Raw genomic sequence first — 15,834 nt, 5'->3', positions numbered from 1 at the left:
CCAAGGACCTGATCATGTTCAACTCCCAGAACCCCGAACCCGTCGAACGTCAGGCAAAGGCCTTTGACCGGCTTGGCGGACGTGTCCTTTTCGGGCTGATCCTTGCCGCCGGGCTTCTGGGCGGGGTCGGCAGCTGGGCCGTCACCGCGCGGCTCTCCGGGGCGGTCATTGCCACCGGCTCGGTCCAGGTCGACGAGAACCTGAAAGAGGTCCAGCACCGTGATGGCGGGATCGTTGCCGACATCCTGGTGAAGAAGGGTGATATGGTCGCCGCAGGGCAGACGCTGTTCCGCCTGGATGACGCGCAGTCCCGGGCCGAATTGTCGATCTTGCAGGCCCAGCTTGACGAGGCCGAGGCGCGGCGGGCCCGACTTGTCGCCGACCGCGATGGCCAGGCCGAGATCGTCTTCCCTGCTCGGATGCGGGCCGACGAGGCCGCCTTCGCCGACATCCTGGGCGGCGAGATGCGGCTCCATGCCGGCAATCTGGCGAACCGCGCAAACAACCGCGAACAGCTGGAACTTGGCGTTCTGCAGATCGAGGAAGAGATCGCCGCCCTGAACGCGCAACGCGACGCGCTGGTCGAGGAAGTGGCGCTGGTCGAGGCGACTCAGAAGCGCGTGAAGGACCTGGAGGAGAAGCGGCTGATCGAAACCGCGCGGGTCGACGAGGTCGCGCGCGAGATCACCCAGCTCCGCGGTCGCTTGGGCGAGATCGACGCCAACATCGCGCGGTCCCGGTCGCGGATCAGCGAGGTTCAAATGCGCATCCTTGCCATCGAAGAAGTCGCCCGCACCGAGGCGCAGAAGGAACTGGGGGTGGTCGAGTCGCGCATCCAGGAACTGTCCGACCGGCTGACGGCGGTCGAGGACCGGCTGCAGCGCACCGAGATAAAGGCTCCGATCGCCGGGCGTATCAACGAGATGTCGGTCTACACCGTGGGCGGCGTCATCACCCCGGCCGAGGTCCTGGCCACCATCGTCCCCGAAAGCGCTGACCTCAGCATCGAGGTGCAACTGCCGACCACCGCGATCGACCAGATCTACCTTGGTCAGACCGCCCGGGTGCGCTTTTCGGCCTTCAATCACCGGACGACGCCGGAACTGCAGGCAACGGTCAGCTACATTTCGCCCGCGACAAGCTCGGCAGCTCCGGACCAGCCGCCAACCTATACGGGCAATGTGGTGCTCATGGAGGGAGAGCTGGCAAAGTTGGCCGGTCTCGACCTGCTGCCAGGCATGCCGGTCGAAGTTTACCTCACAACGCAAGAGCAGACGGCCTTGGCCTACTTTGTGCGGCCGCTTGTGGACCAGTACGAGCGCGCCCTGCGCGAGGAGTGACCAGTCCGGCAGCACCAGCGCCTTCCGGGGACCATTTCTGCCACAAGTGCCTCGCACCGAACCGCGTCTCGATTTGTCGAAGCCGACCTGCGTTGGCTGCGCCGCCTTGAATGCAGTTTCCCCCAGAACAAAACTGCACGTATTGTCAGGCGGTTGGGAGAGTGCTTGGAGGCGGGTACCGGAATCGAACCGGTCTTCACGGATTTGCAATCCGGTGCGTAACCTCTCCGCCAACCCGCCGCGAAGGTGGGGGAGGGATAGCGGAAGCGTCCGGTCTCTGCAAGGGCCATGGCGCGTGATCCTTTGCCGGGCTTGGCGGGCTTGACTTGGAGGGGGAGCGCAGGGATTGTCCGCCGCAGGCGCAGGGAAGGGCTTTCGTGCAGAGGATCCTCATCACCGGGACAGCCGGCTTCATCGGCTTCCACCTCGCGCGGCATTTCCTGGCGGCGGGGCACCGGGTGCACGGCTTTGACGGGATCACGCCCTATTACGACGTCACGCTCAAGCAAAAGCGGCACGCGATCCTGGCAGCGACCCCCGGCTTTTCCGCGACCGAGGCGATGCTGGAGGACATGGGGACGCTGACCCGGGTGGCCGACGACTTCGCCCCGGACGCGATCATCCACCTGGCCGCACAGGCGGGGGTCCGCTACAGCCTGACCAACCCACGGTCCTATGTCGAAACCAATGTTTCCGGCAGTTTCAATGTGTTGGAGGTGGCAAAGCGCCTCTCGGTCAAGCACCTGATGATCGCCTCCACCTCCTCCGTCTACGGCGCGAACCCCGAAATGCCGTTTCATGAAACCGACCGCACCGACCATCCGCTGACCGTCTATGCCGCGACGAAGAAGGCGGTCGAGGGCCTGGCGCATTCCTACGCCCATCTCTGGGGCCTGCCGGTGACGCTCTTCCGCTTCTTCACCGTCTACGGCGCCTGGGGGCGGCCTGACCTCGCCTATTTCAAGTTCGCCAAGGCGATCCTGCAGGGCGACCCCATCGACGTCTACAATCAGGGTGAGCTTTGGCGCGATTTCACCGCGGTCGAGGATCTGGTCGAGGGCGTCGCGCGCCTGCTCCCACTCGCCCCACCCGCACCTGGTGCGCGAGGGGAAATGGTCGAAGGCGACAGCCTGTCCCCCATCGCGCCCTGGCGGATCGTGAACGTCGGCAATTCCGACAAGGTCCACCTGATGGAGTTCATCCGCACGCTGGAGACGCTGCTCGGCCGCAAGGCGATCTGCAACTTCCTGCCGATGCAGCCCGGCGACGTGCCCGCGACCTGGGCGGATTGCTCGCTTTTGCAGCGGCTTGCCGGTTTCAAGCCGCGCACTGACCTGGCCACCGGGCTGGGGCGCTTTGTCGACTGGTATCGGGACTACTACCGGGTGTAGAACCTGGCTATAACGGCGGCATGGCTCTGGTCCTAACGGCGACTGGCAATATGCAGGATCATGCCGCGCAAATCGAACCGAAAGGACGGGTCATGGAAGACTATGCAGGCATGAACGACATCGGTGCCGTGGTCGAGGCCGACCGCGCCCATGTCTGGCACCACCTTTCCCAGCACAAGCAGTACGAAACCGTCGATCCCCGCGTCATCGTCGAAGGCAAGGGGATGCGGGTCTGGGACGCCAAGGGCAAGGAACACATCGACGCCGTCTCGGGCGGGGTCTGGACGGTCAACGTGGGCTACGGGCGTGAGCGGATCGCCAACGCCGTCCGCGATCAGCTCATCAAGCTCAACTATTTCGCAGGCTCTGCCGGGTCGATCCCCGGGGCGATGTTCTCCAAGCGCCTGATCGAGAAGATGCCGGGCCTGACCCGCGTCTACTACAACAACTCCGGGTCCGAGGCGAACGAGAAGGTCTACAAGATGGTGCGCCAGATCGCGCATCGTCACCACGGCGGGAAGAAGTGGAAGATCCTGTACCGCGACCGCGACTACCACGGCACGACCATCGCGGCCCTCGCCTCCGCCGGACAGGACCAGCGCGCCATGCAGTACGGGCCGTTCCCCGATGGTTTCGTGCGCGTGCCGCATTGCCTGGAATACCGCAAGCAGTGGGACGTCGAGAACTACGGCCAGCGCGCCGCTGACGCCATCGAGGAGGTCATCCTCCGCGAAGGCCCCGACACCGTCGGCTGCCTGATCCTGGAACCCGTCACCGCCGGCGGCGGCGTCATCGTGCCGCCCCAGGGCTATTGGGACCGCGTGCAGGAAATCTGCAAGAAATACAATATCCTGCTGGCGATTGACGAGGTCGTCTGCGGCGTCGGCCGCACCGGCACCTGGTTCGGCTACCAGCACTACGGCATCAAGCCGGACTTCGTGACCATGGCCAAAGGGGTGGCCTCGGGCTACGCCGCGATCTCCTGCACCGTGACGACGGAAGCCGTCTTCGAGATGTTCAAGGACGACCCCTCCGATCCCCTCAGCTACTTCCGCGACATCTCCACCTTCGGCGGCTGCACCTCTGGCCCCGCGGCGGCCTTGGAGAACATGAAGATCATCGAGGAAGAGGGTCTTCTGCAGAACACCCTCGACATGGGCGACTACTGCCTGGGGAACCTGCAGGCGCTGATGGACAAGCACAAGATCATCGGCGACGTTCGCGGCAAGGGCCTGTTCCTTGGGGCGGAACTGGTGACCGACCGCGCGACCAAGGAACCCGCGCCCGAGAAGATGGTCCAGGCCGTCGTCGCCGACTGCATGGCGCAGGGGGTGATCATCGGGGCCACGAACCGGTCGCTGCCGGGCCTGAACAACACGCTGTGCCTGAGCCCCGCTCTGATCGCGACGAAGGACGACATCGACGAGATCACCACGGCGATTGATGGGGCGCTGACACGGGTGTTCGGGTAGGGATATCGGGAGCGCCAACCAAGGGCGCTCCCGAAACCATGCAGGCATCTGCTTCAACAAACATCGCTATTCATGGCTTGTATTGTCAGGCCGTGCCGATAAGTCTTTCTGGGTGGTATTCGCTGGGACGTCTTGTCATGGGATGAAGTGGGTCGCCAATGTGCCTCCGGTTTGGACGACCGTTCCAGCTCCGGTGACGGCCAGCAATGCGGATGTTGCTGCAGCCCTTGCGGAATTGGCCAGGACCGAAGACGGCGTTTCGGTCAGCGTCGATCTTGAAACCAGTACTGTCTTTCTGGGCTGTCGCAACGAACAGCATCTCAACGAGATCACCTACAGGCTTTGGCCGCTCATCGGCGATACCAAGCTGTTTAGCCCACCTTCGGTGACATACCTTGAGACGATCCTGCTTGGCACCGACGTCACCTACACCACCTATGGCGGTCCAAAGGGCGCTCGTCAGTTTGCCCGTGTTCAATTGCAGCTTATCCCGACCAAGGACTGCGATGCCGACATCTATGAAAGCGAAATCGACGGCGCCCGATTGGCGCAAGACTTTGTTGCCGGGGTCGAAGCAGGGGTCAGAACGGCTCTTGCAACGGGCCCGCTGCACAAGGCCCCGGTAGTCGGGGTGAAAGTCGTGTTCACGGGTGGGGCGTTCGATCCGACATCAACTCCCAAGGCGTTCGAGATTGCGGCCAAATGGGCCATGCGAGATGGCCTCAAGAATGCCAAGCCGGTCCTTCTGGAACCCTTCATGCGGATGCACATCGATTGCCAAGACAGGTACGTTGGCGGGGTGGTCGGAGACATCGTCTCGCGCCGGGGATACGTGACTTTGCAAAGTGATGGGAGTCTGGGCACACGGCTTCAGGCCTGCGCTCCCATGGCAAACCTCTGGGGCTATATCCATTCACTGCGCCGAATGACCGAGGGGAAGGCATTCACTTCGATGGCATATTCGCACCATGAGATCGCACCACCATACGCGACCGATCCGGACGACAAGTTCCCGATGGCTATGGCAATGCGTGCATAGATCGCCAGGTGCGGCTCGCAGTGTCCCGCACTCCGATTCGCCCCCCATGGTTAACGGCTTGCCGGTCATACGTGCGTATGCATGGGTTGCATACGCGATGTATACGGAAAACAGATGACGGAAACCGGCTGGAACCCGGTAGTTAAGGCCGCGTTCTCAAAGGCTTATGAGTCCAGACCAGGGGCGTTGCGGCCCCGCTGAACTTTCTCGCTGCGACTGTTCGGTGAAGAGGGAAGGGAGGCGGGCTGAAGCCCCCCTCACACCACCCCATACCGGCAGCGGGCTTCCTTGAAGCTCATGAGCTTCCCCTCGACCGTGTCCCACAGGTGGAGGTTCACCGAAGCGAGGCTCTCCCGCAGCGTCAGGCGCTGTGCTTCGGCCAGCGCGCGGTGGTCGCGGATCACCTCGGGCAGGCGGTAGAACGGGATGCGGGAGTAAAGGTGGTGGACATGGTGGATGCCGATGTTGCCGGAAAACCAGCGCAGGGGCTGCGGCAGGATATAGTGGGACGACCCCTCCAGCGCAGCTTCGTGCAGTTGCCAATCCTCGCCCTTGGACCAGTGCGTGTCCTCGAACTGATGCTGGACATAGAACAGCCAGACCCCCAGCGTCGCGGCGATCAGCGAGGTCGGCAGGTAGATCAGGAGGACAGGCCAGAACCCGCCGAACCAGATCAGGAGGCCCAGGGTGATGCCGATCATCGCGTTGGTGCCCATCGCGGAAGTCCAGTAGCGCCAGCCGGATTTCATCAGACCGAAGGGCAGGCGGTTCTGCAGCAGGAACAGGTAGCTGGGGCCAAGGACGAACAGGACCACGGGGTTGCGGTAGAGCCGGTACATCAGCCGCCCCCACCAGCCCCGCGCGTGGTATTCCTCGATGGTCAGGGTCAGGACATCGCCGATCCCGCGTGCGTCAAGGTCGCCGTGGTGGGCATGGTGGATCGCATGGGTCCGCCGCCAGACCCCATAGGGCGTCAGGGTCAGCACGCCAAGGCAGCGCCCGACCCAGTCCTGCGCCGTGCGGTTGGCAAGAAAGGACCCGTGGCCGCAATCGTGCTGGATGATGAAGATCCGGACCAGGAACCCGCCGTTCAGGATCGCGAGGGCCACGGCCAACCACGCACTGACCGACAACGCCATCCACGACAGCCCCCAAAGGAACAGGAATGGGACCAGCGTCGCGCCCAGCTCGTACAGGCTGCGCCGGGTTGACGGTTCGCGATAGCGGGCCAGCGTGGTCAGCCAGTCGCGGGCGGAAGAGGGAAGATCGGGCATCATGGCCTTTGGTTTTGCCGGACAAATGCGGCTGCTTCTGGACAGCCTTGCCAGGAACCGCGTGCGTGGCATCTTTCAGGCCGGACCGGCGTAGGCCGAAGCGGTGCGAACATCAATCAAAATGATTGAGCGGCGCGAGGATGACGCTGCCTGCCGGGTGTCCGCTGCTTGACTTTCCCCGGCCCGCTGCGCCTTCATCTGGACCTATCGCCACCCTTGCGAGGCCCCATGGCCACCATCCCCGTCGAAGCCTTCTACCTGACCCCCGGCGCGACCGGGTCGCTGCAACAGCAGATCCGCGCCATGGTCACCCAAGGCATCCTGACCGGCCGCTTCCGCCCCGCCGCGCGGATGCCGTCCTCCCGGGGTCTGGCCGAACACCTCGGCGTCAGCCGGATCACCGTGACGCTCGCCTATGCCGACCTCGTCTCCTCGGACTACCTCACTGCGCAAGGGCGGTCGGGCTATTTCGTCTCGGACACTGCCCCCCTCGCGCCCGAGTTCCCACAGTCCGAGCCCCGCGCGGAAGCCATCGATTTCAAGGGCTTGACGCAGGGGCGCTTCACCCTTGTCCCCAAGGTCGAACGGCCCGAGGACTGGGACCGCTACCCCTATCCCTTCATCTACGGCCAGGCCGACCCGACGCTCTTCGACCACCAGAACTGGCGGCAATGCGCGCTCCGCGCCCTGGGAAAGCGCGACTTCGCGGCCCTCACAACCGACTACTACGAACGCGACGATCCCCTGCTAATCCAGGAGCTCCTCCGCACGATCCTCCCCCGCCGGGGCATCGCCGCGCGGGAAGATGAGGTTCTTCTCACCTTGGGTGCGCAGAACGCCCTCTGGATAGCCGCCAACGCGCTTCTGGGCCCGGGACGGAGAGCCGTCGTCGAAAACCCCGGCTACCCCGCCTGGCGCGCCATCGTCGCGGCCACCGGTGCCACTGCCGTTCCCGTGGACGTCGACGCCCAGGGCCTGCCGCCGCAAGCGCTTGATGCAGATGTGGTTTTCACCACTCCCTCGCACCAGTGCCCCACCAACGCCACCATGCCCGTCGACCGCCGTGTGGCGCTTCTGGAAGCCGCCGAGGCGAAGGGCTTCGTCATCATCGAGGACGACTACGAGTTCGAGATGTCCTTCCTGAAACCCGTCGCCCCGGCTCTCAAATCCTTGGACCGGGGCGGCCGGGTGATCTACGCCGGCAGCTTCTCGAAATCCGTCTTCCCGGGCCTGCGCCTCGGATATCTCGTCGGCCCCCCCGGCTTCATCGCAGAGGCACGTGCCCTGCGGGGCTTGATGCTGAAGCACCCGCCCGGCCATATCCAGCGGACGATGGCCTATTTCCTGGGCCTCGGCCACTACGACGCTCTCGTCAACCGCATGAAGAACGCCTACCGCCGCCGCCGCCAGGTCATGGCCGAGGCCATCGCGGCGGAAGGCCTGACCGTGGCAGGGCAGGGCGGCTTCGGCGGCTCCAGCTTCTGGATGCGCGCGCCCGAGGGGGTGGACACCGAACAGCTTGCCCTGTCCCTGCGCGCCGAGGGCGTCTTGATCGAACCTGGACAGGCTTTCTTTGCGGGAGATGGTCCGCGCAACTTTTACCGCCTCGCCTATTCCTCGATTGCCCCGCAGAAGATCGCCGAGGGCGTGGCCCGGATTGCCAAGGCGTTGCAGCGTTACTGATCTCAGGAGGCTTTCCGATGGTGAACTTGGAAGAAATCAATCACCTGCTCGCTAGGGTAGAGTGCATCAGGCAACTCAGGCTGAGTCTATCGCCGGACCCGTATATGCCTGATCCTGTTTATCACTATGACTTGAAACTGGAATTGTTCAATTCGGATAGCTCGGCCAATGTCGAACTGATCTTTCGTGACGTTGGAGAGCTGCAGGTGCCGGAGTTTGGCGGCCTTTCACAAGTAACAATGCTGATGGTCGAGAAGAACCATCCCGGCCACGAGCGCACACTGCGGGTGAGGCAACTTGAGGACGACCGGCTCAGCTTCACCTGCAAGCGAGTCGAGATTGTGTCGCAGCGTTTCTGACTGGATATACCGGGCTGAAACAACTGGCCCTAAGTCATGCTCTGGCGCGGGGCTAGTGTGCGCGCAACTGGCCTTATCGGGCCGCATGGGACATGGAGACAGACGATGAAGATGACCACCGAGGAAGCCTTCGTGAAGGTCCTGCAGATGCACGGCATCGAGCACGCCTTCGGGATCATCGGCTCGGCCTTCATGCCGATCTCTGACCTGTTCCCCAAGGCAGGCATCCATTTCTGGGACTGCGCGCATGAGGGCTCCGGCGGGATGATGGCCGACGGGTTCACCCGGGCCTCCGGCAAGATGTCGATGATGATCGCCCAGAACGGGCCGGGGATCACCAACTTCGTCACCGCGGTGAAAACCGCCTACTGGAACCACACGCCCCTGCTTCTGGTGACGCCGCAGGCCGCAAACAAGACCATCGGGATGGGCGGCTTCCAGGAAGTCGAACAGATGGCGCTCTTCAAGGACATGGTCTGCTACCAGGAAGAGGTCCGCGACCCCTCGCGCGTGGCCGAGGTGCTCAACCGCGTCATCCTGCAAGCGAAACGCCAGTCGGCCCCGGCGCAGATCAACATGCCGCGGGACTATTTCACCCAAGTCATCGATGTGCCCCTGCCGGCCGTGGTGGAGTTCGAGCGGCCCTCGGGAGGCGAGGACGCGATCGCGCAGGCCGCACAGCTCCTGTCCAGCGCGAAGTTCCCGGTGATCCTGAACGGCGCCGGCGTGGTGATCGGGGGGGCGATCCCGGCCTCGATGGCGCTGGCGGAGCGTCTGACCGCCCCGGTCTGCGTCGGCTACCAGCACAACGACGCCTTCCCCGGGTCGCACCCGCTGTTTGCGGGGCCGCTGGGGTACAACGGGTCCAAGGCGGGGATGGAGTTGATCGCGCAGGCCGATGTGGTGCTCGCGCTGGGGACGCGGCTCAACCCGTTCTCGACGCTGCCGGGCTACGGGATCGACTATTGGCCGAAGGGGGCCAAGGTGATCCAGGTCGACATCAACCCGAACCGGATCGGCCTGACGAAGCCGGTGACGGTGGGGATCGTCGGCGACGCGAAGAAGGTGGCCGAGGGGATCCTTGCGCGGCTGTCGAAGACTGCGGGCGATGCAGGGCGGGCGGAGCGCAAGGCGCTGATCGCGCAGAAGAAATCGGCCTGGGCGCAGGAACTGTCCTCGATGGACCATGAGCAGGACGATCCCGGCACCACCTGGAACGAACGCGCCCGGAAGGCCAAGCCCGAGTGGATGTCACCGCGAATGGCCTGGCGCGCGATCCAGTCCGCGCTGCCGAAGGAGGCGATCATCTCGTCGGACATCGGCAACAACTGCGCCATCGGCAACGCCTATCCGTCGTTCGAGGCGGGGCGGAAGTACCTTGCACCCGGCCTGTTCGGGCCATGCGGCTATGGCCTGCCCTCGATCATCGGCGCCAAGATCGGCTGCCCGGACACGCCCGTCGTGGGCTTTGCCGGGGACGGCGCCTTCGGCATCGCGGTCACCGAACTGACCGCTATCGGCCGCAAGGAATGGCCCGCGATCACCATGGTCGTCTTCCGCAACTACCAGTGGGGGGCGGAGAAGCGGAATTCCACGCTCTGGTATGACGACAACTTCGTCGGCACGGAACTCGATACCGACGTCAGCTACGCCGGGATTGCCAAGGCTTGCGGGTTGCAGGGCGTTCAGGCCCGCACGATGGAGGAGCTGACGGCGGCCCTGCGCAAGGCCATCGACGACCAGATGCACCACGGCAAGACCACGCTGATCGAGGCGCTGATCAACCAGGAACTCGGCGAGCCCTTCCGCCGCGACGCGATGAAGAAGCCGGTCGAGGTCGCAGGGATCTCCAAGGCCGACATGCGGCCGCAGGTCGTCTGATGCCCTTTGACCTTGGCCCCGGCGCGCTGCTTTGGCTCGCCGTGGCCTGCCTCGTCGCGGGCTTCGTGCGGGGCTATTCGGGGTTTGGCTTTTCGGCGCTGCTCATCGCAGCCTCCAGTCTGGTGACCAATCCGCTGAATTTCGTCGCGGTTGTTGTCATTCTGGAAACGGTCATGTCCCTGCAGCACGCCAAGGGCGCAGGGCCTGACGTCGACTGGCGGCGGGTCGGCTGGCTTCTCGGCGGGGCTGCCATCGGGTTGCCGCTGGGCCTCTGGATCCTGACCGGGGTCAGTGAGGACACGGCGCGGGCGGTGGTCTCTGCTTACGTGCTGCTGATGTGCGTCGTCCTTCTGGCCGGGTGGCGTCTGGCCGCAGAGGTCAAGGGTGCTCCGAACGGGGTGGCGGGGGTGATCTCGGGCCTCGCCAATGCGCCCGGCATGGGGGGGCTGCCGGTTGCGGCCTTCTTCGCCGCGCAGCCGATGTCGGCCAGTGTGTTTCGCGCAACGCTGATCGCCTATTTCCCGCTCCTCGATCTCTACTCTGCGCCACTGTACTGGCTGGCGGGGCTGGTGACCTGGGACACGCTCTGGGCCGCCCTCATCGCGCTGCCGGTCACGCTTCTGGGCAACTGGCTGGGGGGACGGCATTTCTTCGGCACCGACCCGCAAGAGTTCCGGCGCTTTGCCATCGTTCTGCTCGCTGGACTTGCGGCGCTGGGGCTGGGAAAGGCGCTGATCTGATGTGGCTGATTGTGAACGCCGGTTCGTCTTCGCTGAAGCTGAAGGTGTTCGACGGAGACCGAGAGGTCGCAAAAGCCAGCGTCAGCGAAATCGGTCCTGACGGGCACCAGGCGGCAATGGCCGAGGGGCTGGCGCAGGCCGGAGTGTCCCTGAACCGGCTGACGGCAGCGGCGCATCGGGTGGTGCATGGGGGCGCAGGATTGACGGCAACCTGCCGGGTGACGCCCCAGGTGTTGCGGCAGATCGAGGCCTGCGTGCCACTCGCACCGCTGCATAACCCGGCGAACCTCGTGGGAATTCAGTCTGTTGCGGCGCTGGCTGCCGACCTGCCGCAATACGTGGCCTTCGACACCGCCTTCCATGCGACCAACCCGGATGTGGCTGTCACCTACGCGCTTCCCAAGGCAGAGCGCGACCGGGGCCTTCGCCGCTATGGCTTTCACGGGATCAGCTATGCGGCCCTGGTTCGGGTCCTGTCGGCGCGGGGGACGCTGCCGACGCGGCTCCTCGCCTGCCATCTGGGCAATGGCTGTTCCATGGCTGCGATTGTGAACGGTCATTCGGTTGCATCAACGATGGGCTATTCACCCCTCGACGGTCTGACCATGGGTACCCGATCCGGCGCGATTGACGGAAATGCAGTCCTGCGACTGGCTGAGATGCATGGGGTGGAAAAGGCGGGGCGGATCCTGAACCGGGAGAGCGGGCTTCTCGCCCTTGGTGGGGCGAGCGACGTGCGAAGCTTACGCGCGGCGGGGACGCCAGAGGCGCGGTTTGCACTGGACCATTTTGCCTATTGGGCGGTTCGTCACGCAGGTAGCATGGTCGCCGCGATGGGCGGCCTTGATGCCTTGGTCTTCACCGGTGGGATTGGCGAGAACGACCCTGACATGCGGAAGGAAATCCTGTCCGGGCTTGCCTACTTGGGAGTATGTCCCGACCTGTCCGCCAATGCGCGGAACGAAACCACCCTGCATGATGCGACATCGCGTGTCGTTATCCTTGTTGTGCCCGCGGACGAGGAGCGCCAGATTGCCCTTGAGGCGCAGGCCGTGATGGCCGGGGAGGGCTGAGTGAACCAGCCGAGGGTAGAGACGCAGCGAGAGGTCGGCGACGAGGTCCGCCAGACCACCTGCTACATGTGCGCCTGCCGCTGCGGGATCAACGTGCATCTGAAGTCTGGCAAGGTTGCCTACATCGAGGGCAACCGGGATCATCCGATCAACAAGGGCGTCCTCTGTGCCAAGGGGGCGAGCGGGATCATGCAGGTCACCGCGCCGTCCCGCTTGAAAGCGCCGTTGCGGCGCGTGGGGCCGAGGGGATCGGGCGCCTTCGAGGAGATTTCCTGGGAAGAGGCCCTGTCCACCGCCGTCTCCTGGATGAAGCCCCTGCGGGAAACCGCGCCGGAAAAGCTCGCCTTCTTCACCGGCCGCGACCAGAGCCAGAGCCTCACCGGCTGGTGGGCGCAGAACTTCGGGACACCGAACTATGCGGCCCACGGGGGCTTCTGTTCGGTCAACATGGCGGCGGGGGGCATCTACACCATCGGCGGCGCGTTCTGGGAATTCGGCCAGCCGGATTGGGAGCGGACGAAGCTGTTCGTCATGTTCGGGGTGGCCGAGGATCATGACTCGAACCCGATCAAGATCGGCCTCGGCAAGCTAAAGGCACGGGGGGCCAGGGTGATCTCCGTCAATCCGGTCAGGACGGGCTATTCGGCGGTGGCCGATGACTGGATCGGGATCACTCCCGGGACGGATGGCCTTTTGATCCTGTCGCTGATCCATTGCCTGTTGGAATCTGGGAAGATCGACCTCGACTATCTCGCGCAATGGACCAACGCGCCATTGCTGGTGACGGAAGCTGACGGCCCCGAGAAGGGCCTCTTCGTCAGGAACGCCGAAAGCCAGCCCTTCGTCATCGACCGCCGCACCGGCCATCCTGCGCCCTGGGACGGGAAGGACGTGCAGCCGGACCTTGGCGCGGAGTGGCAGGGCAACCGCACCGTCTTCCGCCACATGGTCGAGGAATACCTGAAGCCCGACTATGCGCCCGAGGCGGTGGCCGCCCGCTGCGGAGTGACCGCGACCCGGATCCGACAACTCGCCGCGGAACTCGCCGACGTCGCTTTCAACCAGGCCATCACCCTCGACCGCCCCTGGACCGACTTCCGGGGCAACACGCACAAGGACATGCCCGGCCGCCCGGTCAGCTTCCACGCCATGCGGGGGATTTCGGCCCATTCCAACGGCTTCCAGACCGCCCGCGCGCTGCATCTCCTGCAGATCCTGCTGGGAAGCCTGGAGACCCCCGGCGGCTACCGGCTGAAACCGCCATACCCCAAACCCATCGAGGCGCACCCGACGCCCCATTTCGTCACCACGCCCGGCAAGCCCCTGACCGGACCGCACTTGGGCTATGTCCGCTCGCCCGACGACCTCTGCCTGCTTTCCGACGGCCAGCCGGCCCGGATCGACAAGGGCTTCTCCTGGGAAAATCCCTTCTCGGCGCATGGGTTGATGCACATGGTCATCCCCAACGCCCATGCCGGGGACCCGTACAAGATCGACACGCTCTTCCTCTACATGGCGAACATGTCCTGGAACTCCAGCATGAACTCCGCCCGCGTGATGGAGATGCTGACGGAACAGCGGGACGGGGAGTACGTGATCCCGAGGATCATCTACTCCGACGCCTATGCCTCCGAGATGGTGGCCTACGCCGACCTGATCCTGCCCGACACGACCTACCTGGAACGCCACGACTGCATCAGCCTGCTGGACCGCCCGATCAGCGAACCCGACGCGGCGGGGGACGCGATCCGCTGGCCCGTCATCGAGCCCGACCGAGAGGTGCGCTGCTTCCAGTCGGTGCTCCTTGAGCTTGGCGCGCGGCTGGGCCTGCCGGGGATGGTCAACGAGGACGGCACGGCGAAATTCAAGGACTACGCCGACTACATTGCCAACCACCAGCGTCGCCCGGGCGTGGGGCCGTTGATGGGGTTCCGGGGGAATGGCGAGGCAGAGGGGCGGGGTGCGCCGAACCCCGATCAACTCAACCGCTACATCCAAAACGGCGCCTTCTACCAGGCGCATGTGCCCGAGGAGGCGGCCTTCTACAAACCCTGGAACGCCGCCTACCAGGACTGGGCGGTGAAGCTGGGCCTCTATGAAACCCCGCAGCCCTACCTCTTCAACATCTGGTCCGAACCGATGCGCCGCTTCCAGCTGGCCGCCGAGGGCTACGGCCCCCGCCAGCCGCCCGACCACCTGCGGGATCGGCTGAAACAAGCGATGCACCCCTTGCCGATCTGGTACGCCCCCTTCGGTGACGAGGACGCGGCCTTCGGCTACCCGGTCCACGCACTGACGCAGCGACCGATGGACATGTACCACTCCTGGGGCAGCCAGAACGCCTGGCTGCGGCAGATCAAGGGGCATAACTATCTGTATCTGCCCACGAAAATATGGGAGGCGCAGGGGTTCTGCGAAGGCGACTGGGCGCGGGTGTCGTCGCGCGCGGGGATCATCGTGGTTCCCGTCGCGCATATGGCCGCGCTGAACGAGAACACCGTCTGGACCTGGAATGCCATCGGCAAGCGCAAGGGGGCCTGGGCGCTGGACGCGGACGCGCCAGAGGCGACGACGGGGTTCCTGCTCAATCACCTGATCTCCGAACTCCTACCCGACCGCGAGGGCGTACGGCTGTCGAACTCCGACCCCATCACCGGCCAGGCCGCTTGGTTCGACCAGCGCGTCCGGGTAGAGCGGGTTGCGGCCGAGGACCATCCGCGTGGAACGGTGGAGCCGATGTTCGAGCGCCTTCCCGACCCGCCGCGCGCCGGGGGCGGCCGAGACCAAAATTCTTCGAAGAATCTTGCCAAAAGTTTTCGAAAACTTTTGGTCCCCGGCGGGGAGGCGGAGCGATGACGGCTTTGCCGGGAACCACCGAAAAACGTCTGGGCCTGGTGATCGACCTGGACACCTGCGTCGGCTGCCAGGCCTGCGTGACCGCCTGCAAGGGTTGGAATGACTCAGGGATAGGCCTCTCCGACCAGGACCCCTACGGCGCCGACCCCTCGGGCACCTTCCTGAACCGGGTCCATTCCTACCAGGTCGCCATCCCCGACGCGCCCGCCCAGGTCGCGACCTTCCCGCGCTCCTGCCTCCATTGCGACAACGCTCCTTGCGTCACCGTCTGCCCGACGGGGGCCAGCTACAAGCGGGCCGAGGACGGGATCGTGCTGGTGAACGAGGACGCCTGCATCGGTTGCGGCCTTTGCGCCTGGGCCTGCCCTTATGGCGCGCGCGAGATGGATGCGGCGCAAGGCGTGATGAAGAAATGCACGCTTTGCGTCGACCGGATCTACAACGAGACCCTGCCCGAAGAAGACCGCGAGCCCGCCTGCGTCCGCACCTGTCCGACGAACGCGCGCCACTTCGGCGATCTGGCGGACCCGGAAAGCAAGGTGTCGCAGCTGGTGGCACAGCGCGGCGGCTATGATCTGATGCCCGACATGGGCACAAAGCCCACCAACAAGTACCTGCCGCCGCGCAAGAAGGGACCGGGGGAGGCGAGCCCGCTGGCCCCGCTCCTCGACATCAAGGCCAGCGGGATCGCCGGGTGGCTCGACCGGATGCTGGGGAAGATCTGAG

General features: G+C 64.8%; 12 protein-coding genes and 1 tRNA gene. 11 read left to right on the top strand and 2 right to left on the bottom strand.

What is annotated here, in order from left to right; genetic code table 11:
• Positions 1-14 precede the first annotated feature (14 nt).
• A complete protein-coding gene (locus AC2EAL_RS18000) occupies positions 15-1,340 on the top strand; it encodes an HlyD family type I secretion periplasmic adaptor subunit (RefSeq protein ID WP_484725611.1) in 1,326 nt (441 codons plus the stop codon).
• A 166-nt stretch (positions 1,341-1,506) separates the two neighbouring features.
• Here AC2EAL_RS18000 and AC2EAL_RS17995 read toward each other — a convergent pair.
• Positions 1,507-1,580 (bottom strand) — tRNA-Cys (locus AC2EAL_RS17995).
• A 137-nt stretch (positions 1,581-1,717) separates the two neighbouring features.
• Between AC2EAL_RS17995 and AC2EAL_RS17990 the strand changes: the two genes are divergently transcribed.
• From AC2EAL_RS17990 to AC2EAL_RS17980, 3 genes are all read left to right on the top strand, one after another.
• Positions 1,718-2,731 (top strand): NAD-dependent epimerase/dehydratase family protein, encoded by a 1,014-nt coding sequence (locus AC2EAL_RS17990; protein ID WP_484725610.1) that lies wholly within the window; start codon positions 1,718-1,720, stop codon positions 2,729-2,731.
• 92 nt (positions 2,732-2,823) lie between these two features.
• Positions 2,824-4,203: a hypotaurine--pyruvate aminotransferase Tpa gene (gene tpa / locus AC2EAL_RS17985; RefSeq protein WP_484725609.1), complete on the top strand. Its 1,380-nt coding sequence runs from the start codon at positions 2,824-2,826 to the stop codon at positions 4,201-4,203.
• Between the two features lie 142 nt (positions 4,204-4,345).
• Positions 4,346-5,242, top strand: a complete 897-nt coding sequence (locus AC2EAL_RS17980; RefSeq protein WP_484725608.1) for a hypothetical protein — start codon at positions 4,346-4,348, stop codon at positions 5,240-5,242.
• A gap of 257 nt (positions 5,243-5,499) precedes the next feature.
• Here the strand turns inward: AC2EAL_RS17980 and AC2EAL_RS17975 are convergent, their stop codons facing one another.
• Positions 5,500-6,516 carry a fatty acid desaturase gene (locus AC2EAL_RS17975; RefSeq protein WP_484725804.1) on the bottom strand — a complete coding sequence of 339 codons (1,017 nt, stop codon included), beginning with the start codon at positions 6,514-6,516 and terminating at the stop codon, positions 5,500-5,502.
• A 228-nt stretch (positions 6,517-6,744) separates the two neighbouring features.
• Between AC2EAL_RS17975 and pdxR the strand changes: the two genes are divergently transcribed.
• From pdxR to AC2EAL_RS17940, 7 genes are all read left to right on the top strand, one after another.
• Positions 6,745-8,199, top strand: coding sequence for a MocR-like pyridoxine biosynthesis transcription factor PdxR (gene pdxR / locus AC2EAL_RS17970; protein ID WP_484725607.1), 1,455 nt, complete (start codon positions 6,745-6,747; stop codon positions 8,197-8,199).
• Between the two features lie 17 nt (positions 8,200-8,216).
• Positions 8,217-8,558: a hypothetical protein gene (locus tag AC2EAL_RS17965; RefSeq protein WP_484725606.1), complete on the top strand. Its 342-nt coding sequence runs from the start codon at positions 8,217-8,219 to the stop codon at positions 8,556-8,558.
• A gap of 105 nt (positions 8,559-8,663) precedes the next feature.
• A complete protein-coding gene (gene xsc, locus AC2EAL_RS17960) occupies positions 8,664-10,439 on the top strand; it encodes a sulfoacetaldehyde acetyltransferase (RefSeq protein ID WP_484725605.1) in 1,776 nt (591 codons plus the stop codon).
• On the top strand, positions 10,439-11,179 hold the full coding sequence (locus AC2EAL_RS17955) for a TSUP family transporter (protein WP_484725604.1): 741 nt from the start codon (positions 10,439-10,441) through the stop codon (positions 11,177-11,179). The genes xsc and AC2EAL_RS17955 overlap by 1 nt, the downstream gene beginning before the upstream one ends.
• Positions 11,179-12,252, top strand: coding sequence for an acetate/propionate family kinase (locus tag AC2EAL_RS17950; RefSeq protein WP_484725603.1), 1,074 nt, complete (start codon positions 11,179-11,181; stop codon positions 12,250-12,252). The genes AC2EAL_RS17955 and AC2EAL_RS17950 overlap by 1 nt, the downstream gene beginning before the upstream one ends.
• Positions 12,253-15,108 (top strand): molybdopterin-dependent oxidoreductase, encoded by a 2,856-nt coding sequence (locus AC2EAL_RS17945; protein ID WP_484725602.1) that lies wholly within the window; start codon positions 12,253-12,255, stop codon positions 15,106-15,108.
• Positions 15,105-15,833, top strand: coding sequence for a 4Fe-4S dicluster domain-containing protein (locus AC2EAL_RS17940; RefSeq protein WP_484725601.1), 729 nt, complete (start codon positions 15,105-15,107; stop codon positions 15,831-15,833). Before AC2EAL_RS17945 ends, AC2EAL_RS17940 begins: the two co-directional genes overlap by 4 nt.
• Position 15,834 lies beyond the last annotated feature (1 nt).

Source organism: Tabrizicola sp. T74, from assembly GCF_057219935.1.
Note: the sequence above shows the minus strand (reverse complement) of the source record. Positions and strands in the feature narration are given on the sequence as shown.

Coding starts and splice junctions, on each gene's coding strand:
- AC2EAL_RS17980 (WP_484725608.1), top strand. CDS start 4,346: ATGAAGTGGGTCGCCAATGTGCCTCCGGTTTGGACGACCGTTCCAGCT.
- AC2EAL_RS17955 (WP_484725604.1), top strand. CDS start 10,439: ATGCCCTTTGACCTTGGCCCCGGCGCGCTGCTTTGGCTCGCCGTGGCC.
- tpa (WP_484725609.1), top strand. CDS start 2,824: ATGGAAGACTATGCAGGCATGAACGACATCGGTGCCGTGGTCGAGGCC.
- xsc (WP_484725605.1), top strand. CDS start 8,664: ATGAAGATGACCACCGAGGAAGCCTTCGTGAAGGTCCTGCAGATGCAC.
- AC2EAL_RS17940 (WP_484725601.1), top strand. CDS start 15,105: ATGACGGCTTTGCCGGGAACCACCGAAAAACGTCTGGGCCTGGTGATC.
- AC2EAL_RS18000 (WP_484725611.1), top strand. CDS start 15: ATGTTCAACTCCCAGAACCCCGAACCCGTCGAACGTCAGGCAAAGGCC.
- AC2EAL_RS17965 (WP_484725606.1), top strand. CDS start 8,217: ATGGTGAACTTGGAAGAAATCAATCACCTGCTCGCTAGGGTAGAGTGC.
- AC2EAL_RS17975 (WP_484725804.1), bottom strand. CDS start 6,516: ATGCCCGATCTTCCCTCTTCCGCCCGCGACTGGCTGACCACGCTGGCC.
- pdxR (WP_484725607.1), top strand. CDS start 6,745: ATGGCCACCATCCCCGTCGAAGCCTTCTACCTGACCCCCGGCGCGACC.
- AC2EAL_RS17950 (WP_484725603.1), top strand. CDS start 11,179: ATGTGGCTGATTGTGAACGCCGGTTCGTCTTCGCTGAAGCTGAAGGTG.